Below are 24372 nucleotides of genomic sequence, written 5' to 3'. Positions count from 1 at the left end.
GTCGCCCTGCGACGGTGCGCTCCGGGGCGGATCGACACCGGGGCTAGAGTTGCCGGGTGACTCCCCGCCGCGTGCTCCTCGTCTTCGTCGGGGGCGCCGTGGGCACGGCCGGCCGACTCGCGCTGGGCCTCTGGATCGCGGATGCCGGTGGCTTCCCGATCGCCACGTTCGTCGTCAACGTCGTCGGCGCTCTCCTGATCGGAGTCCTCGCTGCCCGGATGCCGCAGAGCACCGATCTGCGCGTGCTGCTCGGCACCGGGGTGCTCGGCGGCTTCACGACCTACAGCGCCTTCATGACGGGCACCGTGGAGCTGTGGTCCGCCACGCCCGCGCTCGCCGCGGTGTACGCGGTGGGCAGCCTCGTGCTGGGACTCGCCGCCGCCGCGTTGGGGCTGCGGCTCGGGCGACCGCGCGGCACCGCACGACCGGCGGAGGCTGCGTCGTGAGCGCGCTGCTTTTCCTTGGCGCTGCGCTCGCCGGGGGAGCGGGCGCGGTGCTGCGATACCTTCTCGACCTGGCCGTCGGATCGATCGCGGGACGACGGTTCCCCTGGGGCATCCTCGTGGTGAACCTCACCGGCTCGTTCGCCCTCGGCGTCGTGACGACGGCGCTGCCCGATGTCGCCTTCATCATCGGCGCCGGGCTGCTCGGCGGGTACACGACGTTCAGCACGGCCATGCTCGACGCCGTCGCCCTGTGGAGCGACGGCGAGCGAGCGGCGTCCGTCTTCGACGCCGTCGGAATGCTGGTGCTCGGCGTCGCGGCCGCTGCGGCCGGACTGCTGCTCGGCGCGCAGCTCTGACGACTCTTGCGCAGATGCTCGCTTGCGGGCTACTCTCTTGCTAATCGTTTAACTGCTAAACGTTTAACACGCGATCGCACCCGTCGAAGGAGACACCGATGCCCCGCACCTCCCGCCGCGCCCTGGGCGCCCTCGCCGCCGCCACCGCGGCCGTCGTCTCGCTCACCGCCTGCTCCTCGGGGACCGGAGGCGGCGAGTCTTCCGGTGGTGACATCACCCTCAGCTACGCGATCTGGGACGAGAATCAGAAGCCCGCGATGGAGGAGATCGCCGCCGCGTTCGAGAAGGAGAACCCGAACGTCACGATCGACATCCAGGTCACGCCGTACAAGGAGTACTTCACGAAGCTGCAGACGGCCGCGACCGGCGGTTCGGCGGCAGACGTGTTCTGGATGAACGGTCCGAACTTCCAGCTGTACGCCTCCAACGGCCAGCTCGCCCCGCTCGACGACGCGGGGGTGGATGCCGCGGACTACCCCGAGGGACTCGTCGACCTCTACACCTTCGACGGCACGCTCTACGGCGCCCCGAAGGATTTCGACACCGTCGCGCTCTGGTACAACAAGGCGCTGTTCGACGCCGCCGGCGTCGCCTACCCGGCCGCAGGCTGGACGTGGGACGACTTCACCGCCGCGGCCGCCGCTCTCACCGATCCCGCGACCGGTCAGTACGGCGTCGCGGCGAGTCAGTACGGACAGGAGAACTACTACAACTCGATCGCGCAGGCAGGCGGCGAGGTGATCTCCGCCGACGGCACGACCACGGGCTACGACAGCCCCGAGGCACTCGAGGGCGTCGAGCTGTGGACCGACCTCATCGAGGCGGGGGCGTCGCCGACCGCGCAGCAGATGACCGACACCAATCCCGAAGACCTCTTCCTCTCCGGCAAGGTCGCGATGTTCCAGAACGGCTCCTGGGCTGCGATCGCCTACGGCGAGAACGCCGACATCTCCGACAAGGTCGACGTCGCGCCACTGCCCGAGGGACCGACCGGCAACCAGAGCGTCATCCACGGCGTCGGCAACGTCGCGAACGCCAAGAGCCCGCACCTCGCCGAGGCGAAGGCGTTCGCCGCGTTCGCGAGCGCCGAGGAGGCCGCGACCATCCAGGCCGAGACAGGCACCGTGATCCCCGCGTTCCGCGACACCCAGCAGGCCTGGGTCGACGCGCAGCCGCAGTTCGACCTGCAGGTCTACATCGACGCGCTCGACACCGCCGTGCCCTACCCCGTCTCGAAGAACACCTCGGCGTGGACGAGCATCGAGAGCGAGGTGCTGTCGCAGGTCTGGTCGGGGGCCGTCACGCCTGAAGCCGGGCTGCAGGACCTCGCCGAGCAGATGCAGACGGCTCTGGACGCCGAGCAGGAGTGACCTCATGACCGTCGTCGCCTCGCGCGAGGCCGTGCGGGCCGAGCGGATGCCGGAGGCGCAGCGCCCCGGCACCCGCCGCCGACGCACCCCCGGCGCCTCGCCCTGGTGGGCGCTCGTGTTCCTCGGCCCCACCGCGCTCGGCATCGCCGTGTTCTACCTGTGGCCGACCGTGCGGACGCTCATCATCTCGTTCACGAAGTCCGGACCGTTCGGCGGCTCGGAGTGGGTGGGGCTCGAGAACTACGCGCGCCTTCTCCAGGACCCCGAGCTGATCGGCGCGCTGCGCAACACCGCGATCTACACGGTGATCGCCCTCATCGGCATCCCGCTCGCGGTCGCGATCGCGGCGCTGCTGAACACCACCGGGCTCAAGGGACGCAGCGCCTACCGCACGTTGTACTTCATCCCCGTGGTGACGATGCCGGCGGCCATCGCGCTCGTCTGGCGCATGATCTACAACGGCGACTACGGTGTGCTCAACGCCGTGCTCGGCGCCGCGGGCATCGACGGCCGCAGCTGGCTGACCGACCCGAACACCGCGCTCGTCGCGATCGCCGTCGTCGGCATCTGGGCGGGGCTCGGCACGAACATCGTGATCTTCCTCGCCGGCCTCCAGGGCATCCCCGACACGATCATGGAAGCGGCGGATCTCGACGGCGCCGGCCCCGTGCGCAAGTTCTTCTCCATCACGATCCCCCTGCTGTCGCCGTCGATCTTCTTCGTCAGCGTGATCAGCGTGATCGGCGCGCTACAGGTGTTCGACCTCGTCTACATGATGCTGGGGCGCAGCAACCCGGCCATGCCTAACACCCGCACGGTCGTCTACCTCTTCTACGAAGCGGGGTTCCTCGACAACGATCGCGGCTACGCGGCCGCCGTCGCCTTCCTGCTGCTGCTCATCATCCTCGCGTTGACGATCGTGCAGTTCCGTCTGCAGAAGAAGTGGGTGCACTATGAGTGACCTCTCCCTCGACACCCGAGCGATCGTGGGCGCCGATGCCTCCCGTCGACGCCGCGCGGCCGGAACGCCGAAGAACCGCGGCCTGTGGATCGTGCACCTCGTGCTGATCGTCGGCGCGGTGCTCATGGTGTTCCCGTTCATCTGGCAGCTGCTGACGTCGTTCAAGACGCTGTCCGACTCGGTGCAGGTGCCGCCGAGCCTGCTTCCGCGCGAGTGGGTGTTCACGAACTTCGCCGAGGTGTTCGACTCGATGCCCTTCGCGCAGATGTTCGCGAACTCGGTGCTGCTCACGGTCGGGCGCACGGTCGGTCAGGTCGTGCTCTGCACCATGGCGGGATACGCGTTCGCCCGCATCCCGTTCCCCGGCCGCAACGCGCTGTTCGTCGTGTTCCTCTCGGTGCTCATGGTGCCGTCGCAGCTCTACCTGTTGCCGCAGTACGAGATCATCCAGTCGCTCGGGTGGCTCAACACGCTGCAGGCGCTGATCGTCCCCGGCATCTTCAGTGCGTTCGGCACGTTCCTCATGCGGCAGTTCTTCCTGTCGATGCCCGCCGAGCTCGAGGAGGCGGCGCGCATCGACGGCGCGAATCCGTGGCAGACCTTCTGGCGGATCATGGTTCCGCTCGCGAAGCCTGGCATCATCGCACTTGTGGTGTTCACCGTGCTGTGGTCCTGGAACGATCTGCTCTGGCCGCTGATCGTGACGACCGACCCTGCCCGCATGCCGCTGTCGGTCGGGCTGTCGCAGCTCGTCGGCATCCACGGCACCGACTACCCGGTGCTCATGGCCGGTGCGCTGCTCGCGACCCTGCCGATGCTGGTGACCTTCATGATCCTGCAGCGTCAGTTCATCCAGGGCATCGCGTTCAGCGGATCGAAGGGCTGACCCGTGGCGGAGCGCAGAACGCACGCACCCCGACGACCGACGCTGCGGATGGTGGCCGAGCGAGCCGGTGTGTCGACGGCGACCGTGTCGTACGTGTTCTCCGGACGTGCTGGCTCCGCATCCGGCGCCGGTGTCGCCGAGGCGACGGCTGCGAAGGTCCTGGCCGCCGCCGACGAGCTGAACTACCGTCCGAACAGCGCGGCACGCGCGATCAGGACCGGCCGCACCGGCATGGTGCAGCTCTCGTTGCACATGCTCAGCGACCCGTGGTCGCTCGCGGTCGCCGACGCCGTCAACGTCGAGGCGAATAGGCACGGGCTGACGACGCTGATCCTCGCTGACGGCGACTGGCACGCGGCCCTCGACCGGGTCGAGAGCGACGTGGCGTATCTCGACGGCATCGGACTCGACGAAGACGCCGTGGGCAAGCTCGGCGACCTCGTGCGCCGGGGGCAGCGCCTCGTCGTGTTCACCGAACGACCGCTCGACCCGGACGGCTTCGACGTCGTGCGCTCCGATGCGATCCCCGGCTGCGAGATCGCGATGGACCACCTGCTGGAACGGCACACGAGGATCGGCGCTCTCACGGCGGAGGGCGCGGTGCGCCTGGCGCCGACGCAGATCACGCGGTACACGCCCTACCTCGACCGCATGGCCGCAGCCGGCCTCGACGTCGATCCCGCGTGGACGGCGACGTACGGCGACTCGCAGTCGAGCGCGTTCGAGGCCGCCGTCGGACTGCTGTCTCGTGAGGACCGCCCGGAGGCGATCTACGCCACGACCGACTTCGCCGCGATCGCCGCGATCAACGCGGCGCACATGCTTGGCCTGCGGGTGCCGCACGACGTGGCGGTGATCGGCATCGGCAACACGCCCGACGCGCAGCGCGTCGCCCCGACGCTCACCACCGTCGGCCCGACCGACTTCTTCGCGAGTCAGGCGCGCATCATCATCGATCGCGCGCTCGCCCCCGACGACGCTCCGACCCTCGCCCACGAGTTCCCGTGGTCACTCTTCCCCGGGGCGTCGACGGATCTCGACGCCCCGGCATCCCGCACGCGCTGACGCAGACGTCTCGCACACTCTCTCGACCCCAGAAGGACCATCGTGGATCTCTCCATCGGAATCATCGGCTTCGGCGCGCGCGCCACTCTCCGCGACGAAGTGCACCGCCCGGGCGCCGGCTCGCGCATCACCGCTGTCTGCGACCCCTCGGAGCGGGCGCGCGACGACGCGCGCCGCGTGCTGCCCGACGCGCTCGTCACCGACTCGCTCGACGAGCTGCTCGCCTCGGGAGTGGACGCCGTCATGGTGCTCACGCCGGACGACACCCACGCCGCACTCAGCATCCGCGCCCTCGAGGCCGGCGTCGCGGTGTTCTGCGAGAAGCCCCTCGCGATCGACCTCGCCGACGCCGACGCCATGCTGCGCACTGCGCGCCGCACCGGCAGCCGTCTCTACATCGGCCACAACATGCGGCACATGCCCGTGATCACGCTCATGCGCGGCCTGATCCAGGACGGACGCATCGGCGACGTCAAGGCCGTCTGGGTGCGTCACTTCGTCGGGCACGGCGGTGACTACTACTTCAAGGACTGGCACGCCGACCGCCGCCGCACCACCGGTCTGCTGCTGCAGAAGGGCGCGCACGACATCGACATCATCCACTGGCTCGCCGGCGCCTACACCGAGCGGGTCTCAGCGATGGGCGAGCTCAGCGTGTACGGCACGATCACCGATCGGCGGGAGCGGCCGGGGGAGCGGATGCCGGACTGGTTCAGCGTCGACAACTGGCCGCCCGCCTCCCTCACCGGACTCAATCCCGTGGTCGATGTCGAGGACATCTCGATGGTGAACATGCGGCTGTCCGGCGGCATCCTCGCCTCGTACCAGCAGTGCCACTTCACCCCCGACTACTGGCGCAACTACACCGTGATCGGCACCGAGGGGCGCATCGAGAACGTCGGTGACACCGCCGGCAGCGAGGTGCGCCTGTGGAACCGTCGGCATCGTGGTGCCGCCGCTGCCGACGAGACGTTCCTCGTGCCCGAGGTCGTCGACGCCGGTCACGAGGGTGCCGACGCGCTGCTCGTCGCGGAGTTCCTGCGGTTCGTCCGCGACGGGGGGCTCACCGAGACGTCGCCGATCGCCGCTCGCGAGGCGGTGGCCGCCGGCATCCTCGCGACCGAGTCGCTGCGCGGCGACGGCTCGGCGATCGAGATCCCTGAGCTGGATGCCGACCTCGTCGCCTACTTCGAGCGCGGCCAGGTCGAGGCATCCGCCGCCTGACTCACTCCGGCACGGCGATCCGGTCACGCGCCGCCTGGGCGATCAGCGTCGGCGCGACGGTCGCGACGATGTTGAGCAGGAGCAGCGTCGCCGCGATGCCGGCGAAGTACTCTCCCGCGACGTGCAGGGACCCGTCGCCGGTGACGGCGAGCCGGGTCGGGATGGTCAGGCCGAGCATGACGACACTGAGCGCGAGGCCGATCGCAGCGCCGGTGACGACGACGATCACCGCTTCGAAGACGGCCTGGCGAGTCTGCTGAGCGGGGGTCGCGCCCGCGAGCTCGGCCAGGTGGATCTCCCGTTCGCGCTGCTGGCCCGCCATGAAGACGGCCACGATCGAGCCCGCGATCGAGATCGCCAGCGGGAAGCCGGCGATGAGCACGAAGTCCGCTGCCTGGGCCTCGCCACCGCCGGCGGTCTGCTGAGAGAACATGGCGACGAAGAGGAAGACGGCCGTCGAGACGGATCCGACGGTCGATACGAGGCGGGCCGTCGCCGCGAGCAGGGTCTTGCGGGCGAGGAACCACGATGCCGAGACATGCTCGGGTACGAGCCTCGTCCAGCCGTTCACGAGACCGCCGATCAGCACGGGGCCGCCCACGTTGACCACCACGACGCCCATGAGGGCGGCCAGGAGAGAGGCGTCGCTGGCGCCCGACAGGGTCTTCGCCGAGAGAGCCGCGACCGCGGCCGCGATGCCGACGACGCCCCAGACGCCGACGGAGATCCAGCGACGGCGGGTCATCGGGATCTCCCGGACGCCCTCCGAGCGGATCGCTTCGAGCGGACTGAGCGACTTCAGCTCCTTGCTCGCGCCGCGCACGGCGAGGACGCAGATGAGGACGCCGAGGGCCGCGCCGATCGCATAGCCTCCGAACACGTACCGAGTCGTCATCGGAGGGGCGAAGAGCAGGTCGGTGGCGCGCAGCAGATCGAGGACGGACGGAGTGAGCAGCACCGCCACGGGCGCTGCGATCAGGATCGCGGCTCCGGAGAGCAGTGCGACCTGGACGCGCAGGATGCCCAGGAGCTGCCGGTCGGTCATCCCTGCCAGCTGCCACAACGCCATGACACGGCGGCGCTGGTACACGATCGAGTTGATCACGTTGCGAACCGTCAGCGAAGCGACCACCGCGAGGATGACGAAACTGACCGACGTCGCGCTCACGATCCCGCCCGGGGTGAACGCGACCGCCTCAGGCGGGATCTCGGTGCCGTCGGCGTCGACGACGCGGGGGAGGGACGCGGGGTCGGCGTCCAGCATCCACATGTTCTCGACGCCGACCATGAGGAGTCCGAGGACGACCATCGAGCAGATCTGCGCGACGGCGAGCACGAAGAGCGATCCGGCCCAGATGCGCAGCGAGTGCCGGAGATCGGAGATCACGAGGTGGCGCACGATCACGCGCCTTCGCGCAGTTCGACGAGCTTCTCGGCGACGCTCTCCGCGGTGGGTGAGGCCATCTGCGACACCAGTGATCCGTCGCGCAGGAACACCACGCGGTCGCACTGCGCGGCGACGGAGGGGTCGTGGGTGGCCATCACGACGCACTGACCGTACTGGGTCGCCGACCGCCGGAGGAGGGCGAGCACGGCGGCCCCGGTGGCGGTGTCGAGCGCCCCGGTCGGTTCGTCGGCGAAGACGATCTCGGGACGTGCGGCCATGACGCGAGCGACAGCCACACGCTGCTGCTGCCCACCGGAGAGCTGGCTCGGCATGCGGTTCTCCCGCCCCTGCAGCCCGACCTCTGCGATCACGCGACGGATGTGCTCCGCATCCACCGGCCGCTTCGCGAGCCGAGCCGGGAGCGCGACGTTTTCGAACACCGTGATCGAGGGGATGAGGTTGTACTGCTGGAACACGAAGCCGACGTGGTCGCGACGGAACTCCGCGAGCTGGGGCCGAGACAGGGCCGCGATGTCGACGCCCTGCAGCAGCGACCGACCCGCCGTCGGGGTGTCGAGTCCGGCGAGGTTGTACAGGAGAGTCGACTTGCCGGAGCCGGACGGGCCCATGAGGGCGGTGATGGTGGCCGGATCGAACGCGATGTCGATGCCCCGGAGGGCGTGGGTGATCTCGTCGCCGGTGCCGAACGTCTTCACCAGACCTTCGGCGCGGATGATGGATGAGGCGGACATATGTGACTCTCGACAGGCGGTGCGGGGACTCCGACACGGTAGAGGGTGCGCGTTCACAACTCCCGGAGGGCAGACGTCAACGGCGCCGACCGGTCGACGCCGAGCGAACACCCAGCTTCGCGGGCCAAAATGTACAAACGTACATGTACGCCCGTACAGGAGGTCGGATGAGCGAGGTCACCCGGCGCCGCCGCGACCCCGAGGCGCGCCGCCGCGCGATCGTCACAGCCGCCGCGGAACTCATCGTCGAGGCGGGCGTCGATGCGCTCACCCACCGCAAGGTCGCCAGCCGCGCAGACGTGCCGCTGGGAGCCACGACGCAGTACTTCGCCACGCTCGACGACCTCCGCGAAGCCGCCCTCGGTGCGCTCGCCGCAGAGATCCAGGAGCGCATCGAGGAGACCCGGCAGGCGGTCGTCGCCCAGGGCGTCACGCCCACCGGGATCGCCCGTCTCGTCCGGCAGGCGCTCGACGACGCCCGCGCCGTGCATGCCGATCGCGCGGTGGTCACCGCCGCCGTCCACGACCCTCGCGTGCGGGCGTTCGCGCGTCAGTGGTCCGATGAGATCGTCGGCTTCATGGCACCCGTGCACGGCCGCGACCGGGCCAGGGCGGCAGCCGTCTTCATCGACGGCGTACTCTGGCATTCGCAGATCCACGACGAGCCGCTCGACGAAGAGCTGATCCGAGACGCCCTCGCCGGGATCCTCTGTCCCGCACCGGCGTCCGCACCCGCATCCACCGCCGCCGCAACCGCCTGACCGACAGAGAGAGAATCCGTGTCGAAACTCGCCGTCCTGAGCCTGAAGAACCGCGCCCTGATCGCTCTCATCACGATCGTCACCGCGGTGTTCGGCGGACTCGCTCTCACCAACCTGAAGCAAGAACTCATCCCTTCACTCGAGCTTCCGAACCTCGTCGTCACGACGACCTATCCCGGTGCCTCTCCCGAGGTCGTCGAGAACGACGTGTCGACACCGATCGAAGCGGCGATCCAGGGCGTGCCGGGACTCGAGAGCACCACCGCGACGAGCACCACCAATGCGTCGGTCGTGCAGGCGACGTTCTCCTACGGCACCGACCTCGCCACCGCCGAGCAGAAGATGCAGCAGGCGATCAACCGCATCTCGGCGCAGCTGCCGGAAGACGTCAGCCCCCAGGTGCTCGCGGTGTCGGTCGACGACTTCCCGGTCATCCAGGTCGCCGTGACCGGCTTCGAGAACGCCGACGACGCACAGACCCAGCTCGAGAACGTCGCGATCCCCGACCTCGAGGACGTCGACGGGGTCAATGCGGCGCAGATCATCGGCGGCGTCGGCCAGCGGATCACCATCACGCCCGACGTCGCCGCACTCGCCGCGCAGGGAGAGAGCGCGCAGGCGATCAGCGACGCGCTCGAGCAGAACGGCACCCTGTTCCCGGGCGGAGACATCACCGAGAACGGGCAGACGCTCACGGTGCAGACGGGCGCGAAGATCACCTCGGTCGAGGAGATCGCCGCATTGCCCCTCGTCGGGACCGATGTGACGATCGGCGACGTCGCGACCGTCGTGCAGGAGAGCGATCCGGTGTCGTCGATCTCGCGGGTCGACGGTGAGGACGCCCTCTCGATCTCGATCACGAAGCTCCCCGCCGCGAACACGGTCGAGGTCTCGCAGGGCATCATCGCCGCGCTCGACGAGATCGGCGAGGCGCTGCCGGATGCCGAGTTCACGATCATCTTCGATCAGGCGCCGTTCATCGTGCAGTCCATCGAGACCCTCGCCACCGAAGGACTCCTCGGCCTCGTGATGGCCGTCCTCGTCATCCTCGTGTTCCTGCTGTCGGTGCGGTCGACGCTCGTCACCGCCATCTCGATCCCGACGAGCGTGCTCATCACCTTCATCGGACTCCAGGCGTTCGGCTACTCGCTCAACATCCTCACCCTCGGCGCGCTGACCATCGCGATCGGACGTGTGGTCGACGACTCCATCGTGGTGATCGAGAACATCAAGAGGCACTACGTCGGCGACGCCGACAAGGGTGACGCGATCCGCCTCGCGGTGCGCGAGGTGGCGATGGCCGTGACCTCGTCGACCATCACGACCGTCGCGGTGTTCCTGCCGCTCGTGTTCGTCGGCGACGCGGTCGGCGAGCTGTTCCGGCCGTTCGCCATGACCGTGTCGATCGCGATGATCGCCTCGCTGCTCGTGTCGCTCACGATCGTGCCGGTGCTCGCCTACTGGTTCCTCCGCCCGGGCAAGCCGCTGCTCGACGACAGCGGCACGCGGATCGACCCGGAGCACCCGGATGCTCCGCCGACCCGTCTGCAGCGTGGCTATCGCCCGATCCTGGGGTGGACGCTCAAGCACTCGTGGATCACCGTGCTCCTCGCCATCGTGGTGCTCGGTGGCACGATCGCAGCCGCACCGCTCATGAAGGTCAACTTCCTCAGCGACTCCGGCCAGAACACCATGACCGTCACGCAGGATCTCGGCCCCACCGCGAGCCTGGAGACCAAGTCGGAGGCCGCGATCGCGGTCGAGGACGCCCTGCTCGACATCGACGGCGTCGAGCATGTGCAGGCGTCGATCGGCTCCAGCGGCTCCGCGCTCCGTGACGCGTTCTCGGGCGGCGCCGGGGTCACCTACTCCGTGCTCACCGACAGCGACGCCGATCAGGAGGCGCTTCGTGCCGAGGTGCAGGACGCGATCGAGAAACTCACCGACGTCGGAGAGGTGTCGGTCGCGGCATCCACCGGCTTCGGATCGAGCGACATCGAGATCACCGTCAGCGCATCGAGCAGCGACGACGTGAACACCGCCACCGAGGCCGTCGTCGACGAGCTCGAGGGACGCGACGGCATCGGCCAGGTCACCGACAACCTCGCCGCAGCCCTGCCCTACCTCGCCGTGGTCGTCGACCGTGACGCCGCCGCGGCCCGCGGTCTGTCGGAGGTCGCCGTCGGCGCGATCGTGTCGAACACCATGCGTCCGCAGCAGCTCGGATCGGTCGAGATCGACGATTCCTCGCTGACCGTCTACCTCGCGAACGCCACACCGCCCACGACCGCGCAGGCGCTGCGGGAGCTCACGATCCCCACCCCCACGGGCATCGTGCAGCTGCAGGACCTCGCGACCGTCGAGGAGCGCAACGGCCCCACCTCGATCACCACCGAGCAGGGTCGCCGCACCGCGACGATCACCGTGCCCCCGGCATCCGACAACCTCGCCGTGGCGACCCAGTCGGTGAACGAGGCGCTCGCCGCGGTCGATCTGCCCGCCGGCGCCTCGGCCGAGGTCGGCGGCGTCGCCTCGCAGCAGTCAGACTCGTTCTCGCAGCTCGGACTCGCGATGCTCGCGGCGATCCTCATCGTGTACGTCGTGATGGTCGCGACCTTCAAGTCGCTGCGTCAGCCGCTGCTGCTGCTGATCTCGGTGCCGTTCGCGGCGACCGGGGCGATCCTGCTGCAGGTCGTGACGGGCGTGCCCCTCGGCGTCGCCTCGCTGATCGGTGTGCTGATGCTCATCGGCATCGTGGTGACGAACGCGATCGTGCTCATCGATCTCGTGAACCAGTATCGGGAGAAGGGGCTGTCGACCGCCGAGGCGGTGATGGCGGGTGGTGAGAAGCGTCTGCGGCCGATCCTCATGACCGCGCTCGCGACGATCCTGGCGCTCACCCCGATGGCGCTCGGCATCACCGGTCACGGCGGTTTCATCTCGCAGCCGCTCGCGATCGTCGTGATCGGCGGACTGCTCTCGTCGACCGTGCTCACGCTGATCGTGCTCCCGACGCTGTACAACCTCGTCGAGGGCGCGAAGGAGCGGCGACAGGCCCGCAAGCGCGGCGACTCGGCACCGCCGGATGCCGCAGACGCCACCCCCGATGGGACGGACGGCCCCGCGCTCGCTGGTGCCACGGCATCCGGAGCCTCGTCGGCTCCGGCATCCGGCCTCCCGCACGCGCCGCAGCTCACGCGACGGGAGCTGCGCGAGCGCGCCGAGTAGCGGGTTCAGTCGAGTGTGATGCCCCAGCGCAGGGTCCAGGTCTCGCCCGGCGCGAGTCGGCGCAGTCCCGTGCCGCTGTTGAACGCGTCGGCCGGAGCCGTCATCGGCTCCATCGCGACGGCGAGCGGGCGTCCGGGGTACTTGTCGGTCGTGAAGACCTGCACGACCTCATAGCCCTCACCCTGCCACAGCGTCAGGCGGCGGCCGTCGGGCGCGGTGAGGGAGTGGCGCGCGAGGCCGTCGGCATCCCGCTCGAGATCGATGAATCCCGTGTCGAGCGACACGTCGCCGACGCGCACCCCGTCGCGCACGGCGGGGTCGATCGGGTGGGTGCCGACGGGCAGCATCCGCTCGTCGGTCTCGATCGCCGTGTCCGCCGAGACCCGCAGCACGAGGTCCGCCTCGGCGACATCGCCGATCGTGAGGAACGGATGCGACCCGACCGCGACCGGCGCAGGCGTCTCGGACCGGTTCGTGATGACGTGCTCGACGTCGATGCCGTCGGCGCGCAGCGTGTAGGTGACGCTCGTCTCCAGGAGGTACGGGTATCCGGTCTGCGGCACGACCCATGCGCGCAGAGTGGCGGCCGACGCGCCCTCGGTGATCTCGTACGCGGTGAACCGCAGTAGGCCGTGGCTGGCGTTGCCGAACTTCGGCTCGGTGATGGCCAGCTGTCGTTCGATGCCGTCGTCGTCCCACCGGCCGTCGCGGACCCGGTTGGGCCACGGCACGAGCACCACGCCGGAGCCCGACGGCGTCGGAGCATCTTCGGGATACGGCGCGACCAGATCGACCGACCCGATGCGCAGCGAGCGGAGCGACGCGCCCACCTGCGCGATCTGCGCCGACACCTCGCCGAGTTGGAGATGGACCTGGTTGCCGGTGGGGGATGCGGAGTTCACACCGCCATCGTAGAGCGGCCAGGCGGACTCCCAGGCGGGACCGGTACGCTGGGAGTGTCGGCTTCGGGCACCCGCGTGTGGACGCGGACGTTTTTGTGCAAGAAGTGTGAGCCCAGGGGCCGATGGTGAGCGTCGATCGACGTGAATCAACCATCACATGAATGGCCCCGGCCGCTGACAGTCCGGACCCGCAGTTCGATTCCTCGATCGGATGCCGGGTGCTCGCGCGTGTGCGCGGCAGCGCTGTTCTCGTGCGAGAACTCGAAGGACATCCCATGCCCAAGAACAAGAAGCCCCGCGGCGGACGCCCCGCCGCCAACTTCGAACCGCGCTACGGCGCCAAGAAGACCTCGTTCCACGACCGTCACGCCGGCGGACGCGACGGAGCCCGCGACACCCGCGACGCCCGTGGCGGACGAGCGGATGCCGGAGAGCGGCGTCCTGCGGCGGCCGGCTTCGACCGCCGTCCCGGCAGCCGCAGCCCCGGCCACCGCGGTTACCGCGCAGCCGATGAGGGCGGGGCTCCGAAGCAGCGCTGGTCTTCGCAGGAGCGCGCCGGTCGCGACGAGGCGCGCGGCATCCGCAACCGCGCCGAGTCCGGACGCCGCGAGGCTCCGCATCGTCGCGACGAGAACCCTCGTTTCGGCGAGCGGCCCGAGCGTCCCCGCTACGGCAACGACGGTCCGTCCGGCGGCCGTCGCTTCGACGAGCGCGCCCCGCGCCGCGACGACCGTGGCGAGCGTCCGCGCTTCGACCGCGATGACCGCGGGAGCCGCCGCTTCGACCGCGACGCACGCCCGCAGCGCGACGACCGTGGCTACGGTGACCGTGCCCCGCGTCGTGATGACCGTGGCGAGCGTCTCCGGTACTCCGACCGTGGAGCCGAGCGTCCTCGCTTCGATCGCGATGCGCGCCCGCAGCGCGACGACCGCGCAGCATCCGATCGCCCTGCACGCTCCTACGACGCCGACCGTGCCCGTCGCGCCTTCGACCGTGACCGCACGCAGCGTGCGATCGAGGGTGGACGCGACGAGCGCTCGCGCCCCTCGACCGGCGGCGCGTACCGCACCGAGCGTCCTCGCCGTGAGGACCGCGCCGGCCGCGACGCGCGTCCGAGCCGCAGCGACTGGAACGCGACGCCGAAGGCATCCTTCGAGCCGACCGAAGACGTCGTGCACGAGCGTCTCGAGGCGAAGGCCGTGCAGGCCGTCGAGGTGAACGACGTGACGTTCGCCGACCTCGGCCTCGGGTCGAACATCGTCGAGACGCTCGCGAACATGGGCGCGGAGACGCCGTTCCCGATCCAGGCCGCCAGCATCCCCGCCGTGCTCGAGGGTCGTGACGTGCTCGCCCGCGGACGCACCGGCTCGGGCAAGACCATCGCCTTCGGCGCACCGCTCGTCGAGAAGGTGCTGCAGTCGCAGGCCGGTAAGCGTCGCGAGTTCGGACGCTCGCCGCGCGCGATCATCCTCGCGCCGACGCGTGAGCTCGCGCTGCAGATCGACCGTACGATCCAGCCGATCGCCCGCAGCGTCGGACTGTTCACGACCCAGATCTACGGCGGCGTGCCGCAGGGTCGCCAGGTGGGCGCCCTCAAGAAGGGCGTCGACATCGTGATCGGCACGCCCGGTCGCGTCGAGGACCTCATCAACCAGGGCAAGCTCGACCTCTCCGACTGCCGCATCGCGGTGCTCGACGAGGCCGACCACATGTGCGAGCTCGGATTCGTCGAGCCGGTGCAGCGCATCCTGCGCCACACGGCCGAAGGCAGCCAGAAGCTCCTGTTCTCGGCGACGCTCGACCGTGAGGTCGCAGCCCTCGTCGACGAGTTCCTCGTCGACCCGGCCGTGTACGAGGTCGCCGGCGAGGACCAGGAGTCCAGCACGATCGAGCACCGCGTGCTCGTGATCGAGCACCGCGACAAAGCCGACATCCTCACGTCGCTCGTCGACCGCGAGGGCAAGACCCTCGTGTTCGCCCGCACTCGGGCCTACGCAGAGATGCTCGCCGAGCAGTTCGACGACGCCGGCATCCCGGCGGTCTCGCTGCACGGCGACCTGAACCAGGGCAAGCGCACGCGCAACCTCGAGCGCCTCACCTCGGGTCGCGTGAACGTGCTCGTCGCGACGGATGTCGCCGCCCGCGGCATCCACGTCGACGACATCGACCTCGTGATCCAGGCCGACGCGCCGGATGAGTACAAGACGTACCTGCACCGCTCGGGCCGCACGGGCCGCGCCGGCCGCTCGGGTCGCGTCGTCACGCTCATCACGCGTCAGCGTCAGCGCCGCATGAGCGAGCTGCTGAGCCGGGCCGAGATCGAGGCGCCGTTCGAGAACGCGCGCGTCGACGACGACCTGATCGAGGAGATCGCCGGTCGGATGCCGTCGGCGGCCGACCTCACCAGCTGACCGTTCCGTCGTGAAGGCCCCGTCCCGCGTTACTGCGGGCGGGGCCTTTCGTGCCCCTCGCGGGTCGTTGAGCGAGGAGCGCAGCGACGAGACGAAACGCGGTGACGCCGCGCAGACCGTCAGCCGATCGAGTGTTCGTGCACCGCGGTCGTCAGGCTCGTGCCGTTGAGTGTCAGGTACAGCGTCTGCTCGGTGACGGTCATGGTCACGGTGTTCCGGCGCTCGAGCGGGGACGCGGCCGAATCGATGAATCCCGCATCGAAGCTGAACACGCGCACGTCATCGGCGCGGTGGATGCGCTTGTCAGCCCACGGCGCCATGACCTTGGCCGGATCGCGGTGCGTGTAGACCACGACGCGGTCGGCGAGACGCGTGGCGTGGTGCAGGCGTTCGGCATCTGGCGCTCCGACCTCGACCCACGCGGTGATGCGGCCGGTGAGATCGCGCACCACGACAGCCGGCTCCTCGGTGTCGGAGACGCTGCCGCCGAAGGCAACACCCTCGGCGTACTCGAGTCCGTGTGCGAGCAGGCGCGTGAGCAGATAGGCGTCGGTCTCGGACGGATGCCGTGCCGCACGGAGGGAGTAGTCCTCGTAGACGCCGCGATCCGTGTCTGCGAGCTGCACGTCGAACGTGTGGATTGTCGAGCCGATCGCCATAGTCCTCGAGCCTACGGGCTGCGACGCGGCGTGCCGGACGGACGGATACCGACCGCGACCGTCAGAACAGCATCGGCTGCGCGGGTGCCTCCCTGCTCGGTCCTGTCGTCCGGAACCCGACGGTTGTCGTCGCCCGAGCCCCACCCTGCGGCTCGTTCTGACGCCAGATCGAGCCGACGTGGCCCTCGCCCGACCGCGAGCCCCGCTGCGGGTAGTCGTTCTCGTCGCGACCGTCGAGCCCGTGCATCCGGATCAGCGGTCGAGCGCGCTTGGCGAGCCACTGCCTGTACCCCTTCGGCGCCTCGGCCGCGACCCCGGGATAGAGCCCGAGGTACGACGACACGAGATCCGGCCGTGCCTCGCCGAGCCACTGCATGAACCAGGGCTTCACGCCGGACCTCAGATGCAGTGCCCCGTATATGACGCGCCGCGCTCCGGCATCCTTGATCCGCTTCAGAGCGATGTCGATTGCTTCGACCGAATCGGTCATGTGCGGCATGATCGGCATGAGGAACACGGTGACCGGGAACCCGGCGTCCGACAGGGCCTTCACGGTGTCGAGTCGCGCCTGCGTCGTCGGCGCTCCGGGTTCGATCGCCTTCTGCAACTCGTCGTCGTACATCGCGATCGACATCTGCACGTCGACCGGAACGCGCTGCGCGGCTTTCACGAGCAGGGGGATGTCGCGGCGGATCAAGGTGCCCTTGGTGAGGATCGAGATCGGAGTACCCGATTCCGCCAACGCCTCGATGATTCCGGGCATCAGCTTGTACCGACCCTCCGCGCGCTGGTACGGGTCGGTGTTCGTGCCGAGTGCGACGGTCTCGTGCTGCCAGCTCCCTTTGCGGAGCTCCCGCCGCAGCACCTCGACGACGTTGGTCTTCACGACGATCTGCGAGTCGAAGTCCGCACCGCCGTCGAGGTCGAGGTACTCGTGCGTGCCCCGGGCGAAACAGTACACGCAGGCATGGCTGCATCCGCGGTAGGGGTTGATCGTCCAGGCGAAGGGCATGCGCGACGCGCCGGGCACGTGATTGAGCGCCGACTTCGACAGCACCTCGTGGAACGTCATGCCGGCGAACTCGGGCGTCGTCACCGATCGCAGCACGCTCGATCGATCTTCGAGCCCGGGGAGCGCAGCGGCATCCGTCTCGCCGACCTTCTGTCCCTGCCACCGCATAGTCTCATTCGAACATGAAGACGAATGAATGGCAAGTGAGATTCGAAGAAAGAGACGAACATCATCCGGGTGGTTCGGTCGCCCGGATCACCCCGCACTCCACGCACGACCACACCACGAGGAAGCGCTCGTCGTCGAGGATCTCGAACGCGAGCGATTCGCCGCAGGTCGGGCAGAGCCGGGGATCGACCGCGCGCGCGTGCATGCCCTCAGCCTACGGAATCACGGCGGCGCAGGGTCGAGACCGATCGAGTCACGGCATGCGGCGTCCAGCCATGCGCGGCACAATGGAGGGATGACCTCCACGCCGCAGCCTCGGCATGCGGCGCCGCGCTCCCCGATTCGCGGACCAGCACTGCCCATCGGCCTCGCGGTGACCGCCGTCGGCATCCTCCTGTCGATCGCCGGCGCGCCCGTCGAGGACTCCGCGGAGCCGCAGACGCCGATGCCCGAGCCGGTGGTCGTCGCCGAGGTACCGGCGGTGCAGGTCGGCGCGACCACGGCGGCCGATCCGTGCTCGGAGCCGTCGGTGCTCGAGGCCATCGCCGTCGCCGACGACGCCGCGATCATCGCCGGCTTCGGCGGAGGAGCGAGCTTCCGCAACGCGGTCGTGGCGGGCAATGCGCCGTGCATCGCTCTCGACGACCCGGCGCACGTGTGGGTCGTCGTGAACAAGACGCGACCGCTGAATCCGGTCACCTTCGCGCCGACGTCGCTCGCCGACATGCCCCTCGAGATGACGACACCGTCGGGTCAGGCCCGCACGGATGTGTCCGCCGCGGTGGGTGAGATGGCCGCCGCGGCGGTCGCGGAGGGCGCGGGGCAGATCGGCGCGAACAACGGGTACCGCTCGTACGACCTGCAGGTGTCGACGCATGCCTCGCACGTGCGCAACAGCGGCCAGGCGGGGGCGGATGCCGCGTCGGCTCGCGCGGGGCACAGCGAGCACCAGACCGGACTCGCGCTCGACGTCGTCGCGTGCAGCCCCGGGTGCGGTGAGATCGACGCGTTCGGCGGCACACCGCAGGGCGCGTGGGTGGCCGAGAACGCCTGGGAGTACGGCTTCATCGTGCGCTACGAGCAGGTGGGCTCCGGCATCACCGGCTACAAGCCCGAGCCATGGCATCTGCGCTATCTGGGGCGCGAGCTCGCGGCGGCCTATCATCACGGCGGCTATCACACGCTCGAGGAGTTCTTCGGCCTCCCGGCGGCGCCCGAGTACCCGCATTGACCCCACGCGGGGCCGCCTGGCGGCATCCGACAATCGCGGTACCCAGTCTCACCGGAAGTGGGATGCATTCTCACAACGCACTGTGTTCTCCCCGTCCTACCGGCATATGATCGCCGGAGCAACGACGCACGAGACGTTCGGGAGGACGGCATGGAACGCGACATCTACGAAGAGGATCACGAGGCATTCCGCGACCTCGTCAAGGATTTCGTCAAGCGCCACGTCACGCACGAGGCGATCGAGAAGTGGGACGCCGACGGCGAGGTCGACCGCGCGACCATGCTCGCCGCCGGAGAGGCCGGCATCATCGGACTATCGGTGCCCGAGGAGTTCGGCGGAGCGGGCATGCTGCAGGACTACCGCTTCCGCGCGATCGTCAACGAGGAGGTCATCGCCGCCGGAGCGGGCTCGCTCGCGGGAGCCTTCGGCATTCAGGATGACCTGGCCGTCCCGTACCTCGTGCACATGGGTACGCAGGAGCAGAAGGAGAAGTGGCTGCCGCGCATGGCCACGGGTGAGGTGATCGGCGCTCTCGCGATGACCGAGCCGGGTGCGGGCTCGGACCTCCGCGGCATCAAGACGACCGCGAAGAAGACCGACGGCGGCTACATCGTCAACGGTGCGAAGACGTTCATCTCCTCGGGCGCGACCGCTGACCTCGTCGTGACCTTCGTGAAGACCGGCGAGGGCAACCGCCCCGACGCGTTCAGCCTGGTGCTCATCGAGAACGGCATGGAGGGCTTCGACCACGGCAAGAAGCTGCACAAGATGGGCTTCCAGGGTCACGACACCGCGGAGCTGTCATTCAGCGACGTGTTCGTACCCGACGAGAACCTCATCGGCGGCGAAGAGGGCAAGGGATTCATCCAGCTGATGATGAACCTGCCGCTCGAGCGCCTGTCGATCGGCGTCGCCGGTGCGGCGGCCGCGCAGGCAGCTCTGGACTGGACCGTCGCCTACACGAAGGACCGCGAGGCGTTCGGCGAGCGGATCATCGACTTCCAGAACAGCCGCTTCCAGATCGCCGACATGGCGACCACCGTCGATGCCCTCTGGGCCTACATCGACCGCGCGCTGCTCGCCTACTCGAAGGGCAAGCTCTCGGCGGAAGAGGCCGCGAAGGTCAAGTTCTGGGCGACGGAGCGAGAGTGGGAGGTGCTCGACGCCGGGGTGCAGCTGCACGGCGGCTACGGCTACATCACCGAGTACCCGATCGCCCGCGCGTTCCTCGACGCCCGCGTGCACCGCATCTACGGCGGCACGAACGAGATCATGCGCGAGATCGTCGGGCGGCAGATCGCCGGCAAGCGCTGAGCCGTACGCCGAAGGGCCCCGGGTTCGCCCGGGGCTTTCGCGTGCACCTGCTGCATACCGGTCGGCCCGGTGCGGCGATCGGTAGCAAGAGTATTGCTACCGGAGTAGCATCGACGGCATGGGTAATACCAAGATCAGCCTCAGTCTCAGCACAGCGGACGTGGCGTTCCTCGATCTGGAGGCGCTGAGTGGACGGTACTCCTCGCGCTCAGCGGCGGTGCAGGATGCCGTGCGATTGCTCCGGGAGAGCCGACTGGCTGACGCTTACGCCGAGGCATATGCCGAGGACTACGACGACGCCTGGGATGCGGCCGACGAGGACGGACTCGCCAGCGCATGAGCGCAGATGCGCTGCCGCTTCTGCGCCGAGGGCAGATTCTGCTCGTTTCCCTCGATCCCGCGGTGGGGTCGGAGGCGAGCAAGACGCGACCTGCGGTCCTCGTGAGTAACAACACCGCCAATGGTGCGGCTGCGCGGTCGGCCCGGGCGACGGTGACGATAGTGCCGCTGACGTCGAACGTAGCGCGGGTGCGCCCGTTTCAGGTGCTGCTCCCCGCAGAGGCCACCGGTCTTGACCGCGATTCGAAGGCGCAAGCGGAGCAGATACGAACGATCGCTGTCGACCGGATCGTCAGACCCGTGGGGTGGGTTCCTGTCGAACTCGTCGCGGAGATCGACGAGGCCTTGCGCCTGCATCTGGCTCTGTGACGGGGTCTGCACTCGCCGGCGCGTCGGGGCGCCGGCGTCTACGCGAGCGGCTCGGCCGCGGCATCCCGAGCGGCCTTGGATGCCGGCGACGCGGCGCCGACCTTCCAGTAGCCGCAGAAGCTCACGGCGTTCTTGTCGACGCCGCGCTCGCCGACGAGGTGCTTGCGCGCACCCGAGGCGAGGGACTGCTCTCCGGCGGCGTACACGTGGAACGGAGCCTCCGGCAGTGCCAAGTCGTGCAGCTGGGACAGCGCGCGCGATCCCGGCGGGAACTCGTGCGGACGCGTGAGCCAGACGATGTCGACGCCTGCAGGATGCGGGAAGTCGAGGGCATCCTCGTCGGAGGGGACCTCGATGATCGCCGTGCCCGTCGCGCCCTCGGGGAGCGATGCGCAGATCGACGCGATGGCCGGCAGCGCCGTCTCGTCGCCGATGAGCACGACCCGGTCCGTCCCGCGCTGCGGGTTGAAGGTCAGTCCCTCGTCGATGATCAGCACGTTCTCGCCCGGCGTGCAGGTCTCCGCCCAGCGCGACGCCGGTCCGGCCGTCCCGTCGGCCGCGGAGCCGTGCAGGACGAAGTCCACGTCGATCTCGGCGCCGCCCTCAGCGGTCGCGGGCCGGTACGCACTCACCGTGTAGTTGCGCATCACGGGTCGCTCGCCGTCGGGGATCCGCAGGAACTTCAGGTACCCGAACATCTTGTTCGCCTTGGCGGGGACGCGGTCGAGACCGGCATCCCCTCCGATCGGCAGGAACAGACGGAACCACTGGTCGAAGCCCATCGGGCGGAACTTCGCGATCTCGCCGCCGCCGAGCGTCACCCTGATCCAATGTGGGGCGAGACGCTCCGTGCGCAGCACGGTGAGGTGCAGGAGCTCGGACGACTCGGGCTTCACGAGTTTGCTGTATGCCATGGGGACGCCTTTCAGGGCAGCTGCCAGGGGAAGAACGCCGCGAGCACCGCGGCGGAGACGAGGAGGCACAGGACCACGAACACGGCGTCGCGTGCGCGGAAGGGCACCGGGTGTCGTTCGGTGCGGGTCGGGTGGGCGCCGAAGGCGCGGGAATCCATCGCGAGGGCGACGCGCTCGGCATGGCGGATCGCTCCGGCGAGCAGTGGCACGATGTAGCCCCACCCGCGAGCGATCCGCGCGAACGGTCCGCGTCCGCCGTGGTGGCCGCGCACCCGATGGGCGGCGCGGATGACCGACAGCTCGTATCCGAAGCGGGGCACGAACCGGAACGCCGCGAGCGCTGTGTATCCGACGCGATACGGGACCCGCAGCTGCTGCACGCTCGCGCGCACGAGGTCGGGGCCGGTCGTCGTGAGCCCGCCGATCAGCGCGAGGGCGATGATCGCGCCCAGCCGCAGTCCGGTCGCGAAGCCGATCGCGAGAGCGCCCTGGTGAAGGGTCCATCCCCCGATCTGCACCACGGCGGGGGTGTCGGCGACGAGAGAGGCATCCACCCACAGCGAGAAGCCGACGCCGATCGCGAGGATGCCGAGCGGCAGCGCTCCGAAGAGCAGCGCCGCCGTGCGGGCCGTGAGGCGCGCGCCGACCGCGATCATCGCCAGCGCGAGCACGAGAAAGGCGGCGGGTGTCGCGAGATCGCGCACGAAGATCAGCAGCACCATCGCCGGCACGACGCCCACGATCTTCGCGAGCGGATTGAGCGCGTACAGGAACTGGCGACGTGAGGTCGGCGCCAGGGCTGCATACGGGTCGACGATCAGGGTCATGCGATCGCCCATCCGGATGCCGCGAGCACGCGCTGCAGGGGAGGGAGCCGCAGCCCGGCCTCCGTGAACGTCCGCTCGCTGCGGAACAGGTCGGCGGTGGTGCCGGCCGCGTGCATGCGTCCGTCGCGCAGAACGATCGTGTGCGTCGAGTGCTCGGCCACGAGCTGCAGGTCGTGGGTCACGATGAGGATCGTGGTGCCCTCAGCGCGGAGATCGTGGAGGAGCGTCAGCAGCTCGGCGGCCCTCGCGCGGTCCTGCCCGAACGTCGGCTCGTCGAGAGCCAGCACTCCGGGTCGGGTGATCAACGCCGTTCCGACCGAGAGACGGCGCTTCTCGCCGCCGGAGAGCAGGAAGGGGTGCACGTCGGCCTTCGCCTCGAGGCCGAATCGCGCGAGCATCGATTGCACGCGCTCGGTGATCTCGGCATCCGACAGGTGCCGCAGCCGCAGGCCGTGCGCGAGCTCGTCGAACACGGTGTGGGCGATGAACTGGTGCTCGGGGTTCTGGAAGACGAAGCCGATCCGGCTCGCGAGGTCGCGCGGCGATGCCGCAGCGGGGTCGACGCCGTCGACGACCACCTGACGCTTCGGGGGAGGAACGACACCCGCGAGCGCCTGCAGGAGGGTCGTCTTGCCCGCGCCGTTGGTGCCGACGATCGCCGTGAAGGTGCCGGGTGCGATGTCGAGGTCGATTCCGTGCAGGATCTCGGTCCTCCCGCGCCGGACGGTCAGCCCGTGTGCGCGGACGATCGGCTGCGCCGCCGCGGTCGTCGCCCTCTCCTCGGTCGTTGAGCGAGCGGAGCGAGACGAAACGCGGTGAGGTATTCCGCGAGTCTCGCCGCGTTTCGTCTCGTCGCTGCGCTCCTCGCTCAACGACCGGGAGGAGGCGTCGCTGCGCTCCTCGCGGGGCGGCCCAGGAGAGGACCCGCCCGCGGCGAGGGCCGCGGCGAGTTCGTCCGGTGTCAGGGGCAGCGGATCCAGCGTGGCGCCGGCATCCCGCATCCGGAGCGCAGCGATCGTGGCCGCCGGAAGCCAGACGCCCATCGTGACCAGCTCGTCGACATGCTCGCGGATGACGTCGGCGGGCGCTCCGTCGAATGCGATGCGTCCCGAGCGGTCGAGCACGATGGTGCGGGTGACGAACGACATGGCAGCGTCGAGGTTGTGCTCGACGAGCAGGATCGCCCGGTCACCCGCGGCGATGACATCGGCGAGTGCGGCGTACACGTCGTCGATGCCCTGCGGGTCGAGGTTCGCGGTGGGTTCGTCGAGCACGATGAGCGGCGACCCCATCGCGAGGGCGCAGCCGATCGCGAGGCGCTGGCGCCCGCCACCCGACAGTCGATCGGGGTTCTCGGCACGCCGTTCCCACAGGCCGACGCGTCGCAGCGCCCCCTCCGTCCGCGCACGCACCTCGTCGAGCGGCAGTCGCAGGTTCTCCGGTCCGAAGGCGACCTCGTCGTACACGGTGCCGGTCACGATCTGCGCATCGGGATCCTGGAACACCATCGCGACGCGGGTGCTCAGTGTCGCTGTCAGCGCCTCGGTCGTGTCGAGGCCGCCCGCGACGACCTGGCCGGTCATGGTCGCCGGCACCGCATGGGGTATCAGGCCGTTGAGGGCGAGGGTGAGCGTGGACTTGCCCGATCCCGATGGGCCGAGCAGCAGCACGACCTCGCCGGGACGGATGTCGAAGGTCACGTCGGCGGGGGAGGGGCGCGCCGCATCGGCGTGCGTGATCGAGAGGTCGCGCACGCGGAGCAGAGGTGCGGAAGAGCGCACGGCATCCCT

Annotated in this window: 23 protein-coding genes; 14 read left to right on the top strand and 9 right to left on the bottom strand. The window is 69.4% G+C overall.

The genetic code is table 11. The features are described from left to right. The first annotated feature begins 56 nt into the window (after window positions 1-56). From M3195_RS00785 to M3195_RS00755, 7 genes are all read left to right on the top strand, one after another. The gene (locus M3195_RS00785) at window positions 57-446 is read left to right on the top strand and encodes a fluoride efflux transporter FluC (protein ID WP_251584282.1); all 390 of its coding nucleotides are present in this window, start codon (window positions 57-59) and stop codon (window positions 444-446) included. Then, entirely contained in the window at window positions 443-802 is a 360-nt protein-coding gene (locus M3195_RS00780) for a fluoride efflux transporter FluC (RefSeq protein ID WP_251584280.1), read from the top strand. The genes M3195_RS00785 and M3195_RS00780 overlap by 4 nt, the downstream gene beginning before the upstream one ends. Window positions 803-900: 98 nt before the next feature. Continuing rightward, window positions 901-2172 carry an ABC transporter substrate-binding protein gene (locus M3195_RS00775; protein ID WP_251584270.1) on the top strand — a complete coding sequence of 424 codons (1272 nt, stop codon included), beginning with the start codon at window positions 901-903 and terminating at the stop codon, window positions 2170-2172. 4 nt (window positions 2173-2176) lie between these two features. Continuing rightward, the gene (locus M3195_RS00770) at window positions 2177-3133 is read left to right on the top strand and encodes a carbohydrate ABC transporter permease (protein WP_251584268.1); all 957 of its coding nucleotides are present in this window, start codon (window positions 2177-2179) and stop codon (window positions 3131-3133) included. Then, window positions 3126-4019 (top strand): carbohydrate ABC transporter permease, encoded by an 894-nt coding sequence (locus tag M3195_RS00765; RefSeq protein ID WP_251584266.1) that lies wholly within the window; start codon window positions 3126-3128, stop codon window positions 4017-4019. Before M3195_RS00770 ends, M3195_RS00765 begins: the two co-directional genes overlap by 8 nt. A 3-nt stretch (window positions 4020-4022) precedes the next feature. Next, window positions 4023-5084, top strand: coding sequence for a LacI family DNA-binding transcriptional regulator (locus M3195_RS00760; protein ID WP_251584257.1), 1062 nt, complete (start codon window positions 4023-4025; stop codon window positions 5082-5084). Window positions 5085-5126: 42 nt separating this feature from the next. Continuing rightward, a complete protein-coding gene (locus tag M3195_RS00755) occupies window positions 5127-6308 on the top strand; it encodes a Gfo/Idh/MocA family protein (RefSeq protein WP_251584253.1) in 1182 nt (393 codons plus the stop codon). A 1-nt stretch (window position 6309) separates the two neighbouring features. Here M3195_RS00755 and M3195_RS00750 read toward each other — a convergent pair whose 3' ends face one another. Together M3195_RS00750 and M3195_RS00745 are read right to left on the bottom strand one after the other, a co-directional pair. Next, window positions 6310-7707, bottom strand: a complete 1398-nt coding sequence (locus M3195_RS00750; RefSeq protein WP_251584250.1) for an FtsX-like permease family protein — start codon at window positions 7705-7707, stop codon at window positions 6310-6312. A 2-nt stretch (window positions 7708-7709) separates the two neighbouring features. Further along, window positions 7710-8447 carry an ABC transporter ATP-binding protein gene (locus M3195_RS00745; protein WP_251584248.1) on the bottom strand — a complete coding sequence of 246 codons (738 nt, stop codon included), beginning with the start codon at window positions 8445-8447 and terminating at the stop codon, window positions 7710-7712. A gap of 167 nt (window positions 8448-8614) precedes the next feature. Here M3195_RS00745 and M3195_RS00740 point away from each other — a divergent pair, with 167 nt between their 5' ends. Then, entirely contained in the window at window positions 8615-9208 is a 594-nt protein-coding gene (locus tag M3195_RS00740; protein ID WP_251584246.1) for a TetR/AcrR family transcriptional regulator, read from the top strand. A gap of 18 nt (window positions 9209-9226) precedes the next feature. Next, entirely contained in the window at window positions 9227-12436 is a 3210-nt protein-coding gene (locus M3195_RS00735; protein ID WP_251584245.1) for an efflux RND transporter permease subunit, read from the top strand. A gap of 5 nt (window positions 12437-12441) precedes the next feature. On the opposite strand, the gene M3195_RS00730 is transcribed toward M3195_RS00735, so the two are convergent. After that, window positions 12442-13338, bottom strand: coding sequence for an aldose 1-epimerase family protein (locus tag M3195_RS00730; protein ID WP_251584242.1), 897 nt, complete (start codon window positions 13336-13338; stop codon window positions 12442-12444). Between the two features lie 275 nt (window positions 13339-13613). On the opposite strand from M3195_RS00730, the gene M3195_RS00725 reads away from it, so the two are divergent. After that, window positions 13614-15749, top strand: coding sequence for a DEAD/DEAH box helicase (locus tag M3195_RS00725; RefSeq protein WP_251584240.1), 2136 nt, complete (start codon window positions 13614-13616; stop codon window positions 15747-15749). 119 nt (window positions 15750-15868) lie between these two features. Here the strand turns inward: M3195_RS00725 and M3195_RS00720 are convergent, their stop codons facing one another. The 3 genes from M3195_RS00720 to M3195_RS00710 all read right to left on the bottom strand — a co-directional run bounded on the left by M3195_RS00720 (window position 15869) and on the right by M3195_RS00710 (window position 17793). Continuing rightward, complete coding sequence (locus M3195_RS00720; protein ID WP_251584234.1) at window positions 15869-16408, bottom strand: YaeQ family protein; 540 nt, start codon at window positions 16406-16408, stop codon at window positions 15869-15871. A gap of 61 nt (window positions 16409-16469) precedes the next feature. Next, on the bottom strand, window positions 16470-17588 hold the full coding sequence (locus M3195_RS00715) for an Rv2578c family radical SAM protein (protein ID WP_251584233.1): 1119 nt from the start codon (window positions 17586-17588) through the stop codon (window positions 16470-16472). 61 nt (window positions 17589-17649) lie between these two features. Further along, on the bottom strand, window positions 17650-17793 hold the full coding sequence (locus tag M3195_RS00710) for a hypothetical protein (RefSeq protein WP_251584232.1): 144 nt from the start codon (window positions 17791-17793) through the stop codon (window positions 17650-17652). Between the two features lie 90 nt (window positions 17794-17883). Here M3195_RS00710 and M3195_RS00705 point away from each other — a divergent pair, with 90 nt between their 5' ends. The 4 genes from M3195_RS00705 (at window position 17884) to M3195_RS00690 (ending at window position 20841) form a co-directional block, all read left to right on the top strand. Further along, window positions 17884-18819: a M15 family metallopeptidase gene (locus tag M3195_RS00705; protein WP_251584231.1), complete on the top strand. Its 936-nt coding sequence runs from the start codon at window positions 17884-17886 to the stop codon at window positions 18817-18819. Between the two features lie 150 nt (window positions 18820-18969). Next, window positions 18970-20133: an acyl-CoA dehydrogenase family protein gene (locus M3195_RS00700; RefSeq protein WP_251584230.1), complete on the top strand. Its 1164-nt coding sequence runs from the start codon at window positions 18970-18972 to the stop codon at window positions 20131-20133. 118 nt (window positions 20134-20251) lie between these two features. Continuing rightward, complete coding sequence (locus M3195_RS00695; protein WP_251584228.1) at window positions 20252-20473, top strand: ribbon-helix-helix domain-containing protein; 222 nt, start codon at window positions 20252-20254, stop codon at window positions 20471-20473. After that, a complete protein-coding gene (locus M3195_RS00690) occupies window positions 20470-20841 on the top strand; it encodes a type II toxin-antitoxin system PemK/MazF family toxin (RefSeq protein WP_251584226.1) in 372 nt (123 codons plus the stop codon). Before M3195_RS00695 ends, M3195_RS00690 begins: the two co-directional genes overlap by 4 nt. Window positions 20842-20879: 38 nt before the next feature. Here M3195_RS00690 and M3195_RS00685 read toward each other — a convergent pair whose 3' ends face one another. From M3195_RS00685 to M3195_RS00675, 3 genes are read right to left on the bottom strand one after another with little or no spacing between them, the layout of a single operon-like run. Further along, the gene (locus tag M3195_RS00685; protein WP_251584224.1) at window positions 20880-21755 is read right to left on the bottom strand and encodes a siderophore-interacting protein; all 876 of its coding nucleotides are present in this window, start codon (window positions 21753-21755) and stop codon (window positions 20880-20882) included. Between the two features lie 11 nt (window positions 21756-21766). Further along, the gene (locus tag M3195_RS00680; protein ID WP_251584223.1) at window positions 21767-22582 is read right to left on the bottom strand and encodes an energy-coupling factor transporter transmembrane component T; all 816 of its coding nucleotides are present in this window, start codon (window positions 22580-22582) and stop codon (window positions 21767-21769) included. Next, a complete protein-coding gene (locus tag M3195_RS00675) occupies window positions 22579-24363 on the bottom strand; it encodes an ABC transporter ATP-binding protein (protein ID WP_251584222.1) in 1785 nt (594 codons plus the stop codon). Before M3195_RS00675 ends, M3195_RS00680 begins: the two co-directional genes overlap by 4 nt. Window positions 24364-24372 lie beyond the last annotated feature (9 nt).

The organism is Microbacterium hydrocarbonoxydans, assembly GCF_023715885.1.
GTDB lineage: Bacteria > Actinomycetota > Actinomycetes > Actinomycetales > Microbacteriaceae > Microbacterium > Microbacterium hydrocarbonoxydans_C.
Note: the sequence above shows the minus strand (reverse complement) of the source record. Positions and strands in the feature narration are given on the sequence as shown.